The organism is Fictibacillus phosphorivorans (assembly GCF_023715845.1).
Lineage (GTDB): Bacteria > Bacillota > Bacilli > Bacillales > Fictibacillaceae > Fictibacillus > Fictibacillus phosphorivorans_D.
Genome location: NZ_JAMBOR010000008.1, coordinates 78,982 through 91,800, shown reverse-complemented (window position 1 = coordinate 91,800; position 12,819 = coordinate 78,982). Strand labels below are relative to the sequence as shown.

General features: G+C 42.7%; 15 protein-coding genes. 11 read left to right on the top strand and 4 right to left on the bottom strand.

The features are described 5' to 3' along the window. Positions 1–212: 212 nt before the first annotated feature. A complete protein-coding gene (locus tag M3206_RS08410; protein WP_251312068.1) occupies positions 213–482 on the bottom strand; it encodes a hypothetical protein in 270 nt (89 codons plus the stop codon). Positions 483–842: 360 nt separating this feature from the next. On the opposite strand from M3206_RS08410, the gene M3206_RS08405 reads away from it, so the two are divergent. The 6 genes from M3206_RS08405 (at position 843) to M3206_RS08380 (ending at position 4,661) form a co-directional block, all read left to right on the top strand. After that, positions 843–1,127, top strand: a complete 285-nt coding sequence (locus M3206_RS08405; RefSeq protein ID WP_425590717.1) for a hypothetical protein — start codon at positions 843–845, stop codon at positions 1,125–1,127. A gap of 157 nt (positions 1,128–1,284) precedes the next feature. Beyond that, positions 1,285–2,571, top strand: coding sequence for a transcription termination factor Rho (gene rho, locus M3206_RS08400; protein WP_251312067.1), 1,287 nt, complete (start codon positions 1,285–1,287; stop codon positions 2,569–2,571). Positions 2,572–2,677: 106 nt separating this feature from the next. Next, entirely contained in the window at positions 2,678–2,923 is a 246-nt protein-coding gene (locus tag M3206_RS08395; protein WP_066293975.1) for a type B 50S ribosomal protein L31, read from the top strand. Positions 2,924–3,252: 329 nt separating this feature from the next. Further along, a complete protein-coding gene (locus M3206_RS08390) occupies positions 3,253–3,879 on the top strand; it encodes a thymidine kinase (protein ID WP_251312066.1) in 627 nt (208 codons plus the stop codon). 103 nt (positions 3,880–3,982) lie between these two features. Beyond that, positions 3,983–4,450, top strand: coding sequence for a hypothetical protein (locus tag M3206_RS08385; protein ID WP_251312065.1), 468 nt, complete (start codon positions 3,983–3,985; stop codon positions 4,448–4,450). 79 nt (positions 4,451–4,529) lie between these two features. Further along, the gene (locus tag M3206_RS08380; protein ID WP_251312064.1) at positions 4,530–4,661 is read left to right on the top strand and encodes a 3-methyladenine DNA glycosylase; all 132 of its coding nucleotides are present in this window, start codon (positions 4,530–4,532) and stop codon (positions 4,659–4,661) included. A 43-nt stretch (positions 4,662–4,704) separates the two neighbouring features. On the opposite strand, the gene M3206_RS08375 is transcribed toward M3206_RS08380, so the two are convergent. Then, entirely contained in the window at positions 4,705–6,036 is a 1,332-nt protein-coding gene (locus M3206_RS08375) for an FAD-dependent oxidoreductase (RefSeq protein ID WP_251312063.1), read from the bottom strand. 153 nt (positions 6,037–6,189) lie between these two features. Between M3206_RS08375 and M3206_RS08370 the strand changes: the two genes are divergently transcribed. From M3206_RS08370 to prmC, 5 genes are all read left to right on the top strand, one after another. After that, positions 6,190–6,516, top strand: coding sequence for a hypothetical protein (locus M3206_RS08370; RefSeq protein WP_251312062.1), 327 nt, complete (start codon positions 6,190–6,192; stop codon positions 6,514–6,516). Between the two features lie 43 nt (positions 6,517–6,559). Then, a complete protein-coding gene (locus tag M3206_RS08365) occupies positions 6,560–7,201 on the top strand; it encodes an MOSC domain-containing protein (RefSeq protein ID WP_251312061.1) in 642 nt (213 codons plus the stop codon). Positions 7,202–7,432: 231 nt separating this feature from the next. Further along, positions 7,433–8,575 carry a S8 family peptidase gene (locus M3206_RS08360; protein WP_251312060.1) on the top strand — a complete coding sequence of 381 codons (1,143 nt, stop codon included), beginning with the start codon at positions 7,433–7,435 and terminating at the stop codon, positions 8,573–8,575. A 326-nt stretch (positions 8,576–8,901) separates the two neighbouring features. Next, positions 8,902–9,975, top strand: coding sequence for a peptide chain release factor 1 (prfA, locus tag M3206_RS08355; RefSeq protein WP_251312059.1), 1,074 nt, complete (start codon positions 8,902–8,904; stop codon positions 9,973–9,975). A gap of 1 nt (position 9,976) precedes the next feature. Continuing rightward, entirely contained in the window at positions 9,977–10,843 is an 867-nt protein-coding gene (gene prmC, locus M3206_RS08350) for a peptide chain release factor N(5)-glutamine methyltransferase (protein WP_251312058.1), read from the top strand. 89 nt (positions 10,844–10,932) lie between these two features. On the opposite strand, the gene rbsB is transcribed toward prmC, so the two are convergent. After that, entirely contained in the window at positions 10,933–11,790 is an 858-nt protein-coding gene (rbsB, locus tag M3206_RS08345) for a ribose ABC transporter substrate-binding protein RbsB (protein ID WP_251312104.1), read from the bottom strand. A 71-nt stretch (positions 11,791–11,861) separates the two neighbouring features. Next, positions 11,862–12,818 carry a ribose ABC transporter permease RbsC gene (rbsC, locus tag M3206_RS08340; RefSeq protein WP_251312057.1) on the bottom strand — a complete coding sequence of 319 codons (957 nt, stop codon included), beginning with the start codon at positions 12,816–12,818 and terminating at the stop codon, positions 11,862–11,864. Position 12,819: the final 1 nt, after the last annotated feature.

The window sequence follows — 12,819 nt, the reverse complement described above, 5'->3', positions numbered from 1 at the left end:
GTAAGGACAGAAATGAAGAAGAAAGAATGATTTTTAACACACTGAAACGCCCTCTCGACCGTTACAAACGGGCATATAAGAGGGAGAACGGGTGATAAACATAAACAAAAAGGATACTGGTTTTCCAGTATCCTTTTTGTTTTACAAGCCAAACACGATGACGATGTATCTAGCCGTTGTGATGGCAACCTCAGGTGGAAGCCCGCCTTGTATCAATATGGCGGCGATTCCTTTCTATTCGGTTGTTTGGAATACTTTACAAGCACCCATAAAATGATGAGAGATGCGATAAGTGCTGCGATTATCGTAGGTGTCGTGAGAGTGGATGAACCTGTTAACATTCCGTAGACCTTTGATATCCCTTGACTAAAAAACCAGACAAGAAGCCCTAACGTGAGTACGTTTAGGAATCCCATCCGATAGGCGCGGGGTATCGAAATCCACATCTTTAATAGTTTCATCCAACGTGTGGGTTGCGGCATGATGCACCTCCATTTTCTGAATGTTTGAAACTTTACACCATCATAACAAACTTTTTTTGTTGATATGAGGCGTAAAGGCGCAAAAAGGTAAGAAATGACTAGTCGGATAATGTTGGGGAATACTGATAATTCAACGTTTTTATGTAAAAAAAAGATGCTGGGACTTTTTTTATGGGGTGGATTAAAATTGTCGGGGTAAGGGTTTTTTAAAAGCTGTTAGGCGTTTATCGTTTGATGCGATCATGAATCACAATCAAACGTCTTATGAAAACATCACGAGCGACATGCTGGACGAATTTGTTAGGAGTACGTTTACAAAACTGAATTGTATTACACGTGCATCTATGAAAAGAATAATCAGTGGTTTCGCTCGTCCGTAACAGGGGGAGGAAGAAACTTTGTGGTAACCCCGAAACACAGCCAGGCGGTCGTGCGTTAAAGTTTTATTCCACCATTCGTCTTGATGTTCGGCGTAAAGAACAAGTAAAGAACGGAACAGAAGTGGTAGCGAATAAAACCAAGATTAAAGTAGTAAAAAACAAGGTTGCCCCTCCGTTTCGTGAGGCTGACGTCCAAATCGCTTTCGGAGGGAAGGCTAGGCAGGCGAATTGTCATAACTTGATTAAAGAACATATTTGTGGTTAAAATAAGAAGTATGATTCATTTAGGATAAAAATTTCTTCAGCCCACTAACCTTAAAACCCTAAACTCCTTCCATTTACCAAAACCAATTCAACGTATATAAATCCCAAAATTTCAGCAACAACAATAAATAGTAAAATAAGAAAAGCGTGGTGTCACTATGGGGATTGATTTAGCTACATTAGAAACAAAGAAATTAAAAGAGCTTTATGAGCTTGCGAGACAATACAATATTCAATATTACGGAAAACTGACGAAACGGGAATTAATGTTTTCTATTTTAAAAGCACAAGCAGAACTTGATGGTTATTCATTCATGGAAGGGATATTGGAGATCATTCCGAACGAAGGATTCGGCTTCTTGCGTCCGATCAACTATTCTCCAAGCTCACAAGATATCTACATATCTGCGTCACAGATCCGCAGGTTTGATCTTAGAAACGGAGATAAAGTTTCGGGTAAAGTTCGTCCTCCAAAAGAAAACGAACGATATTACGGACTTTTACAGGTTAATGCGGTTAACGGAGAAGACCCTGAGACGGCTAAGGAAAGAGTGCATTTCCCTGCTCTGACAGCCCTTTATCCTGAAAAGAAAATGGTTATGGAGACAACAAGCAATAACATTTCGACACGTATCATTGACATGATGGCACCCGTTGGTTTTGGTCAGCGTGGATTAATCGTCGCTCCTCCAAAAGCAGGTAAGACAAGCTTATTGAAGGAGATCGCACACAGTGTAACGACAAACAACCCGCAAGCGGAACTGATTGTGTTGTTGATCGATGAGCGCCCAGAGGAAGTAACAGATATCGAGCGTTCTGTAAAAGGAGACGTTGTAAGTTCAACCTTTGATGAAGTGCCTGAAAACCATATAAAAGTGGCGGAGCTTGTTTTAGAACGTGCGATGAGATTGGTTGAACACAAAAAAGACGTTGTCATTCTCCTCGACAGCATTACACGTCTAGCACGTGCGTATAACTTGGTTATCCCGCCAAGCGGACGTACTTTATCTGGTGGTATCGATCCTGCAGCGTTCCATCGTCCGAAGAGATTCTTTGGTGCGGCCCGTAATATCGAAGAAGGCGGGAGCTTAACGATTCTAGCTACTGCTCTTGTAGATACAGGTTCACGTATGGACGATGTGATTTACGAAGAGTTTAAAGGAACAGGTAATATGGAGCTACACTTAGACCGCAAGCTGGCTGAACGCCGTATTTTCCCTGCGATCGACATTCGCCGTTCTGGTACAAGAAAAGAAGAGATGCTTATCGCAAAAGATCATCTTGAAGCATTATGGTCGATCCGTAAGACGATGGATGACTCTTTCGATTTCGTAGATAAATTCATGAAACGTATGCGTAAAACGGAAAATAATGAAGAATTTTTTGAGCTTTTTGAGTCGGAGAAAAAAGGTGCCACAAAGCGCGTTAAAACAGTGACCAACTAAGGAAAAAGTATGGTTGCAAATGGGATTTGTCCCTGTTATACTGTTTTTATGTGTTTATTTAACTCTGATTCCGCAGAGGAAGCAGGGCAGAAGGAGTGAAATTGACATGAAACAAGGAATTCATCCGAATTATAAGAAGGTTATCTTTGTTGACGCTCAAAGCGGATTTAGCTTCCTTTCTGGTTCTACGTTACATTCTAACGAGACGATGAAATGGGAAGACGGAAACGAATATCCAGTAATCAAAGTGGATGTAAGTTCTGATACTCACCCGTTCTACACAGGACGTCAGAAGTTCTCTGATGTTGGTGGACGTGTTGACCGCTTTAAGAAGAAATACAACCTTAAGTAATTTGTTGCAAGCAAAAGGGCAGGAGTCTTTCTTGCCCTTTTTTTCTTTATAGAATAGATATGATTTGATTTGAAACTCGGTAACTGTCCGTTGATGGGCCGGGTTTTTTATACGCTTAAAACTTTAATTTTTGTCCTTTAAAAGGAGTTAATCGCTCCGAAAAAGAACGTATTTGTAGGCTACAAAAGATTGGGGCTTTCTTGGGTATTATCTGCCTGGAGCGGAAATCAACTACTTTCAAAGAGCCGCCATGTATAAGATAACACCCTATTTGTAAGAACAAATTACGTACATACTAAGGGAAGATTGTTGTGAAAGGGGAGCAAGCCATGTATGTGATGAAACAAAATGGCTGGATCGAATTAATTTGCGGAAGCATGTTCTCTGGGAAGTCAGAAGAATTGATTCGCCGTGTCAGAAGAGCCACATATGCTAAGCAAAAAGTACAGGTGTTCAAGCCGCTGATTGATAACCGCTATAGCGAAGAATCGGTTGTTTCTCATAACGGTACGGCAGTGATGGCTGAACCTGTTGGACGATCGGTAGAAATCTTGAAAAATGTACTGCCTGAAACAGAAGTGGTAGCCATTGACGAAGTGCAATTCTTCGATGAAGATATCATTCCAGTCGCTCAAGAGCTTGCTGACCAAGGTTTGCGAGTAATCGTAGCTGGGTTAGACCAAGATTTTAAAGGTGAGCCTTTCGGGCCAGTTCCTAAAATGATGGCTCTTGCTGAACACGTGACGAAGCTTCAAGCGATCTGCATGTCTTGCGGTTCTCCTGCAAGCCGTACACAGCGTTTGATCAACGGGAAGCCCGCTTCTTATGATGATCCGGTTATTTTAGTCGGAGCATCAGAATCGTACGAGCCCCGCTGCCGTCATTGTCATGAAGTTCCAGGTAAAAAAAGAAATCTTCTTTCAGGCGTAGAGGGCTTGGAAGGACGATCTAACTAAATTTTTTTGTCCCGAGAGTTGTGGCTCTCGGGTTTTTTGATTCCTTTTTTGTTCATAAACCCTTCTTGCTCAGGAAATCCTAAAGGTATGGGAGGTGTTTTTAGTGAAAAAGGCTATTTTTATGCCCTTTTTAGTGTTGCTTGTTACGGCTTGTTCTCCTATGCAGTCGTATAAAGAAGAAGGGGCAAAAACGGAACCGGCAGCTTATGAGGAAAATGGGGACATCCGTGACAACATGTTTGGGCACGGAATTATAAATTATCACATGACTAAAAACGAACCCCGCATCAACTACAGTTTTGATACGAACATGAATCCAAGTGATTATCGAAGCATGAATCAAACGCGATTTGATTTATCGGATGATCAGGATTTGATTCGTCAAACCGTAAAAGATGTCTCGGGAATCAATCCGCAATTGGTAACCATCAACGGGAACTATGCGCACATTCATGTAAACGTGCCCCATGAGATGTCCAAAAGTGAACGATCTGCTTTATATCGAAAAATTACAAATGCAGTAGAACGTACTGTTCCAAGATATAACTACTCCTTAAAGATCGATTCCTAAAATTTCTTATCCACTTTCCATGTTTTCTTCTCATCTGATAGGGAAATAAAGTACGTATCTGATGAGAGGAGGGATTGTAATGGTTGATAAAAGAAAGTCAGAGGATTCTCCGGAACAAGAAAAGAAGGAACGGTCTAACGAGGACGTAGAACCCCAGCGTGATCCCGATAAACCAGATCACACAGGTAACCAGAATTCAAACAATAATTAAATGTAAAAACCGGTCCTCTGCAGAAGACCGGTTTTTTTAAGTGCTATTTTATTCGTCTCGCCGCTTGCTGCACGGGATCCCACGAGCCGTTGTAAGGCGGAGCATACGACAGGTCAAGATCAATCAGTTCATCAACATCCATCTCGTGATAAAGCGCTGTTGCTAGAACGTCAATCCGCTTATCTACACCTTCAGCCCCTATGATCTGACCGCCTAAAAGTTTTTTTGTTTCTTTATGGTACGTTAATTTTACTTCGAGTTTCTTCGCATCCGGATAGTAACCGGCATGACTTTTTGATGTGATGCGAATGTCGTCATAAGGAATTTTGAGTTTTTTCGCTTCTTTGTTGGAAAGACCTGTTTTGCCTAAAGTTAGATCCATATATTGAATGATTGACGATCCGACGATGCCTTTAAACGTCTTATCGATGCCTGCCATGTTCAGTCCAGCGATTCTACCTTGCTTGTTTGCGGTGGTTCCGAGCGGGATATGATCGTTCAGCTTTTTTATCCGGTGATAATGGGTAGCACAGTCACCTGCCGCATAAACATTTTCCACATTTGTTTCCATTCGTTCATTAACGACGATCACACCTTGTTCATTCAACGTGATCCCTGTGTCATTCAGAAAATCCGTATTCGGTTTTACACCGACTGCTGCGATGACAAGATCCGTGGGATAGTCTTTTTTTGCGGTTTTTACAAATTGGACATGATCATCCCCTTTAAAGCCGATCACATCTTCTTCCAGACATAGTTCGATTCCGTGTTTTTCAGTTTCTTCATGGATCAGTGGTGCAAGATCTTCATCAAAGATGCTTCCGAGCTGTTTGCCGCGCTGAATGATGCGCACCTTTTTTCCGAGTCTAACCACGTTTTCGGCCATTTCAAGTCCTATGTATCCGCCCCCGATAATCGTTATATGCTGAACATCGTTAAGTCCAGCCATCAGTTCTTCTGCATCAGGAATCGTTTTTAACGGATAGATTCCGTTCAAATGAATACCTGTCCATTCTTTAGGCATGAAAGGGCTCACCCCGGTCGCGATAAGAAGCGTATCGTAAGTGACCTCAAAAGGTTCTCCACTTTTTGTATGGATTCCTGAAACGGTTTTAGAAGTGGTATCAACTTTATTTACTTCATGAAAAGTACGTGCATCGATTCCGTACTTTTCGCGGAATGTCTCGATGCTTCGTGCGATCAATTTATCGGTTGAGGGGATCAGACCGCCGACAACATAAGGGAGACCGCACTGTCCGTATGAGTAGATCCCGCCTTTTTCTAGAACGGTAATATCGGCCTTTTCTATGTTTCGAACCATTTGCATAGCAGCGCTCATCCCGGCTGCGTCTCCTCCAATGATGCAATATTTCATTATGTCAGCTCCTCTCCATGTATCTAACAGTATAGTATTCCCATCACACTAAGAAATTAACGTAAAGTCCCTAAAAGCATTGCCAATATAGTAATAGACCAACAAGAAGTCTGTTCAAAAAACGAAATATGATATAGAGAAAGAGGTGGTTGTGTGCTTGAGATCAAATCAAACGGAACGGACTGGAATGCTCCTATTCAGCCGATCCATACATTGCTGAAAAAATTAGCTGAGAAACCTTTAGACCCCGTTTATGAAGGAATGGGGAATTTTATTATAAAATACAAGACGGATAAACATACGGATAACCCTCGTTATGTAGGCTGTACGCACTTTTTTGGGCATTTTGCGACCATTCCCTACGTGTTCAATGTAATTACGGATGAAAGAGTGATTATTGAAGAACTTACAAAAGCGATTCGAATAAATCAAGAGCGCTTAGACTATGAACAGCTACGAAAAAATATTTTCTCCTATTAATTTCCTTTTGTCCTATGCTATGCTTTTTTTCGAGGTGAGGATGATGAGAGGTAAAGTAGTTTCTTTAAATATCAAGCTTCCTGAGCAAGTTACAGCATCGGGCAGATCTTTTTTTACCGGTTATCATAAAGTTCCCCAAAAGGATCCCGTTTTCCTCTATAAAACGCATTTTGAGGATGATGGGGTAGGAGATACCGTTCACCATGGAGGGGAAGATCAAGCGGTTTGTGTGTACCCTTTTGAATACTATGAAAAATGGAATTCTGAACTGCAGCTGGATTCACCGCTTGTGGTTCCTTCGTTCGGAGAAAATATTACATCTGTTAGCTTATTAGAAGATGAGGTGTGTATTGGAGATGTCTTTCAGATGGGGGAGGCGATCGTTCAGATTACACAGCCGAGACAACCGTGTAACACGTTAGCGTCCATCATTTGTCGTCCTGATATGATAAAAAGAATCGTGGACACTGGCCGTACGGGATACTACCTTCGTGTTTTGAAGGAAGGCATGGTCACAACAGGAGATGAGATGGTACGAACCGAAAAACACCCCCGTGGCCTTACGGTAACAGAAACGAACAATATCAAATACGGTTTCGAAAAAGATCCTATCAAGATCCAGCAGCTGATGGATGTTAAAGAGCTGGCAGAAAATTTCAGAAGGTCTTTATTAAAGAAAACTTAAAACTTTTATTATAACAGTTTTTGGAGTTGGATAGACTTGGGAAAATCGTTCTTTATTAAAGTCGTTCGTTTCGTATCATTGAACGGTTTTTTCCCAATATTTGAAATCTCCAATCGTGGTACAATAATCCAGTAATAGTCAAACAATTCAGAAATATACATACGGGCCCGGGACCTGACCACCAAGAGTACATGGTTTGATTGTTATAAAATCATGATTGGGGGAAAAGAAATGAAAAAAACCGCATTACGCACGTTTAGTGCTATGCTCAGTTTATTATTTGTCCTATCCTTATTGGTAGGAAATCTCCATTTCTCTGCATCTGCAGCACCGGTTGATAAAGGACCGAAAAACTTCCTCGTTGGTTTTAAAACAGATATTCAAACAGCTCAGGTAAACGATGTTAAAAAGATGGGTGGACAAGTTAAGCATCAATTCAAATTCATGGATACGATGCTTGTTTCTATGCCAGAGGCGGCAGCAGAAGCGCTTAAGAAAAACCCGAATGTATCTTATGTGGAAGAAGATCACATGGCATATGCAACAGCTCAAACCACACCATGGGGCATTACACATATTAAAGCAAACCAAGTCCACGCAACTGGAAACACAGGTTCAGGTGTAAAAGTGGCGATCTTAGATACAGGAATCGATGCTAGCCACGCTGATCTAAATGTTCGCGGAGGTGCGAGCTTCGTTCCAGGTGAGCTGAATGCACTGACAGATGGAAACAGCCATGGTACACACGTTGCGGGTACAGTTGCCGCACTTAATAACACGACAGGTGTTCTAGGTGTAGCCTATTCAGCTGACCTTTATGCGGTAAAAGTATTAGATAGTTCTGGAAGCGGAACATACAGCGGCATCATTCAAGGAATTGAGTGGGCTGTTTCAAACAATATGGATGTCATCAACATGAGCTTAGGCGGAAGCTCTGGTTCCACAGCGCTTAAGCAAGCTTGTGATAATGCATATAACGCTGGGGTTCTTGTAGTAGCGGCTGCAGGGAACTCAGGTACAAGAGGAAAGCAGAATACAATCGGCTATCCGGCTAAATATGCTTCGGTTATGGCAGTTGGAGCCGTTGATTCCAACAACAACCGAGCATCATTCTCAAGTGTAGGAGCTGAGCTTGAAGTCATGGCACCAGGGGTAAACATTTCGAGCACCGTTCCAGGCAACAGTTATGCTAGCTACAATGGAACATCGATGGCTTCTCCTCACGTAGCAGGAGCAGCAGCACTCGTTATGGCTGGAAACCCAGGTCTTACGAACGTTCAAGTTCGTCAAAAGCTCGTGAATACAGCGAAATCGTTAGGCGATGCATTCTATTACGGTAAAGGCGTAATCGATGTTTACGCAGCGACTAGATAACTGATCCTTGAAGAGGTCCCTGTATGGGGGCCTCTTTTTTATGCTATCTTTATGCTATCTTACTTAGGAATCTATCGTTACATCCAAACTATTAAAAAACTTTAAACCAATCGTGATCAAATTTATAATAAAAGGGATAATTGGAGTAGAGAAGCTATCTTTGCAGCTTATGAGTGTGTTTATCATAGATTTCGTTGAAAAAATGGAATCAAACCAGTTGAAAATAGTTACACTGTTGAAGCAGCATTTTGCTGAAAAACATTGAGAGTTTAGCGGATAACGACTATAATTATACTGTTATGCATATAAAGCAGAGGTGAAAAACCATGTTAGAACGTTTAGAGACGATCGAACAGCGTTATGATAAATTGAATGAACTATTAAGTGACCCTGAAGTGATTAATGATACGAACAAACTTCGTGAGTATTCAAAAGAACAATCTTCCCTTCAGGAGACTGTTGCGGTTTACCGTGAATATAAAGAGGCAAAAGAACAGCTGGATGAGGCCAAAATGATGCTTGAGGAAAAGCTTGATCCTGAAATGACAGCCATGGTGAAAGAAGAGATCTCTGGTCTTTCTGATCAGATCGAAGAGTATGTTGCCAAGTTGAAAATCTTATTGCTTCCGAAAGACCCGAACGATGACAAGAACGTTATCGTGGAAATCCGCGGTGCTGCAGGTGGGGACGAGGCTGCATTATTTGCTGGTGACCTATACCGGATGTACACGCGTTATGCGGAAATGCAAGGATGGAAGTCTGAAGTCATCGAAGCTTCTTACACAGAATTAGGTGGATATAAAGAGATTATCTTTATGATCAACGGTGCTGGCGCTTATTCGAAGATGAAGTATGAGAACGGGGCACACCGTGTTCAGCGTGTACCGTCAACTGAGTCTGGCGGACGTATCCATACATCCACAGCTACAGTAGCGGTTCTTCCGGAAGCAGAAGAGGTAGAAGTCGAAATCCATGAAAAAGATGTTCGTGTTGATACGTTCACATCTTCTGGTCCTGGAGGGCAGTCTGTTAATACGACGCAATCAGCGGTTCGTTTAACACATATTCCTACAGGCACGGTTGTATCGTGTCAGGATGAAAAATCACAGATCAAAAACAAAGAAAAAGCGATGAAGGTTCTTCGTGCGCGTGTATATGATAAGATTCAGCAAGAAAAGCAAAAAGAGTACGATGAGACACGTAAGAGTGCGGTTGGATCAGGTGACCGTTCTGAACGTATTCGTACGTACAACTTCCCGCAAAACCGTGTTACCGATCACCGTATCGGCCTGACGATCCAAAAGCTTGATCAGATCCTTCTTGGTAAAATGGATGAGTTTGTAGAAGCACTTATCACAGAAGATCAAACAAGCAAAATGAAAGCACAGGCGGACGCGTAAAATGAGTACGAAAGTTCACGAAGCCCTCGCCTGGGCTTCTTCTTTTTTAGCAGACCATAATCGGGAAGCTTTTGCCGCAGAGATTCTGATGAGGCATGTACTCGGTGATGTCAGCCGAACGGATATGCTGATGCGTCTTCACGATCCGTTAAGTGAAGGAACGTATGAATCGTTAAGATCAGCCGTTCAGCGTCATGTTGACGGTGAACCGGTTCAATACATTACCGGCCGGGAAGATTTTTACGGCCGCACGTTTTCGGTAAATGAAGAAGTTCTGATTCCCCGCCCTGAGACGGAAGAGTTAGTGGAACATATGTTGACTTTGATCGTGGATCACTTTCCAAGCGATGAACCAGTGGCTGTTGCAGATATCGGAACAGGAAGTGGTGCGATTTCTGTAACCATGGCGCTTGAAAATCAGGGTTTAAACGTATACACAGTGGATATTGCGAAAGAGTCCATTGAAGTCGCACGTGGGAATGCGAGAAAGCTCGGAGCAGACGTTACGTTTCTGCACGGCGATCTGCTGAGACCTTTTATCGATAAAGGAATTAAGCTCGACGTCGTGGTATCAAATCCTCCCTATATACCTATTCATGAGATCGAGGTTCTCGATACGATCGTAAAAGATAAGGAACCGATGCGCGCGTTAAGCGGTGGGGAGGATGGATACGACTTTTATAGAAGATTCATGGAAGAGCTGCCGCTCGTATTGAAGGATCGAGCCTTAGTTGGCTTTGAAGTAGGAGCAGGGCAGGGAGCAACGGTTGCGAGTATGTTGAAAGATACGTTCCCGGCTGCGACTGTTTATGTGAAATATGATATCAGCGGCAAGGACCGCATGGTGTTTGCTGTGATTGGGAAATAATTTGGGAAAAGGGGACAGACCCGGGTCTGTCCCCCTACAATTAAAAGGCTGACTCTTAAGCTTTTCAAGCGATAGAGTCAGCCTTTTTGTTATTCTTTTACCATCAGTTTAAGCGGTGCGGATATCTTCTTTTCTACTTTTTTGCCGGCTAATACGTCAGATGCTGCTCCGACTGCTAGTTTCCCGATTAGTTCTGGCTGCTGAGCGACTGTTGCAGCGAGCTTACCGGCTTCAACCGCTTTTACAGCATCTTCGTTACCGTCAAAGCCAACAACGATCACATCACGGCCAGAGCTGTTTATGGCTTCAAGTGCTCCTAATGCCATCTCATCATTATGAGCGAATACAGCTTTAATATCTGGATTTCCTTGAAGCAGATTCTCCATGACGTTCAACCCTTTTGTACGGTCAAAGTTAGCCGATTGTTTTGCAGCAACGTCTAACTTTTGATCTGCGATGTTGTGGAATCCTTTACCACGTTCACGAGTGGCAGATGCACCTGGTTCACCTTCCAGTTCAGCGATTTTAGCACCTTCACCAACTTGTTCTACGATATAATCGGCTGCCATCTCTCCGCCTTTTACATTATCAGAGGCGACGAACGATGCGACATCACCTTTTTCTGTAGAGCGGTCCAGCGTCACAACGGGAACACTGACGCTGTTAGCGGATTGAACAGCTGTTGAAATAGCTGCTGAATCTGTTGGGTTGATCAGTAAGGCATCTACACCTTGCTGCAAAAGATCCTCTACATCATTTACTTGTTTCGCAGAGTCGTTCTGTGCGTCAACCACTACCACTTCAGCTCCTTGTTTCTTTGCTTCTTCTACAACGCCATTTTTCAATGAAACGAAGAATGGGTTGTTTAAAGTAGAAACAGATAAGCCAATCTTAATTTTTTCTCCTTCACCTTTTTTCGATGGTTTTGCCCATGAAGGAGGTTCCATTGAACAAGCTCCTAAAAGAAACACCGACAACGATAGAATGAATATGAATACTTTTTTCAACTGAAACCCTCCTATGCTGCTTTCTTACGGTCAATTAATACAGCGATCAAGATCACGACACCTTTTACAACCATTTGGAAGAAAGAGGAGACACCCAATAGGTTCAGACCGTTGTTTAGTGTACCGATGATCAATGCACCGATCAGCGTACCAACGATCAGGCCACGTCCTCCCGATAAGCTTGTCCCGCCTAACACAACGGCAGCGATGGCATCAAGTTCATAGGATGTTCCTGCTGTGGGCTGTGCGGAGTTCAGACGTGATGTTAAAATGGCTCCTGCGAGTGCAGAAAGTAGTCCTGCGAGAGAATAGATCATGACCTTAACTTTTGTTACTTTAATTCCAGAGATGATCGCGGCTTTCTCATTTCCGCCGATCGCGTACGTCTTACGGCCAAAAGGTGTTTTATGAAGAATCACCCAAAAGGCGGCAAAGGTAAGCATCATCGTAACAGCAGGTACTGGAATACCTAAGAAATACCCGCGACCGAAAAGCTGAAATAAATAATTTTCTCCAAGACCTGTGATCGGATTTCCGTCAGTATACACGAGTGTCAGACCACGGAAAATCGTCATTGTCGCTAATGTTGCGATAAAGGGTGCCATTTTGCCTTTTGTAATCAAAAGCCCGTTGATCGCTCCCATCACAGCTCCAAGCAGACAGCCGACTAAGATCGCAAGCATCGGATCCATTCCCGATACGATCATGCCTGCCATTAAAGCACTAGAGAGCGCGAGTATCGATCCGACAGAAAGATCGATGCCTCCTGTTAAAATTACGAATGTCATACCAAATGCAATAAGTGCGTTAATCGCCACTTGGCGAAGCAGATTTAGTAGATTTAGTGGTTCTAAAAAACTTGGATTCAAAGCCGAAACGATCACGACTAGGATGATTAAACCTAGGAAAGGTCCGAGTTTCTGCTTAATGTTATCAAAATGATTAACTTTTGCAGCTGATGTTTTCATC

Coding starts and splice junctions, on each gene's coding strand:
- M3206_RS08410 (WP_251312068.1), bottom strand. CDS start 482: ATGCCGCAACCCACACGTTGGATGAAACTATTAAAGATGTGGATTTCG.
- rho (WP_251312067.1), top strand. CDS start 1,285: ATGGGGATTGATTTAGCTACATTAGAAACAAAGAAATTAAAAGAGCTT.
- M3206_RS08395 (WP_066293975.1), top strand. CDS start 2,678: ATGAAACAAGGAATTCATCCGAATTATAAGAAGGTTATCTTTGTTGAC.
- M3206_RS08390 (WP_251312066.1), top strand. CDS start 3,253: ATGTATGTGATGAAACAAAATGGCTGGATCGAATTAATTTGCGGAAGC.
- M3206_RS08380 (WP_251312064.1), top strand. CDS start 4,530: ATGGTTGATAAAAGAAAGTCAGAGGATTCTCCGGAACAAGAAAAGAAG.
- M3206_RS08375 (WP_251312063.1), bottom strand. CDS start 6,036: ATGAAATATTGCATCATTGGAGGAGACGCAGCCGGGATGAGCGCTGCT.
- M3206_RS08365 (WP_251312061.1), top strand. CDS start 6,560: ATGAGAGGTAAAGTAGTTTCTTTAAATATCAAGCTTCCTGAGCAAGTT.
- M3206_RS08360 (WP_251312060.1), top strand. CDS start 7,433: ATGAAAAAAACCGCATTACGCACGTTTAGTGCTATGCTCAGTTTATTA.
- prfA (WP_251312059.1), top strand. CDS start 8,902: ATGTTAGAACGTTTAGAGACGATCGAACAGCGTTATGATAAATTGAAT.
- prmC (WP_251312058.1), top strand. CDS start 9,977: ATGAGTACGAAAGTTCACGAAGCCCTCGCCTGGGCTTCTTCTTTTTTA.
- rbsB (WP_251312104.1), bottom strand. CDS start 11,790: ATGGAACCTCCTTCATGGGCAAAACCATCGAAAAAAGGTGAAGGAGAA.
- rbsC (WP_251312057.1), bottom strand. CDS start 12,818: ATGAAAACATCAGCTGCAAAAGTTAATCATTTTGATAACATTAAGCAG.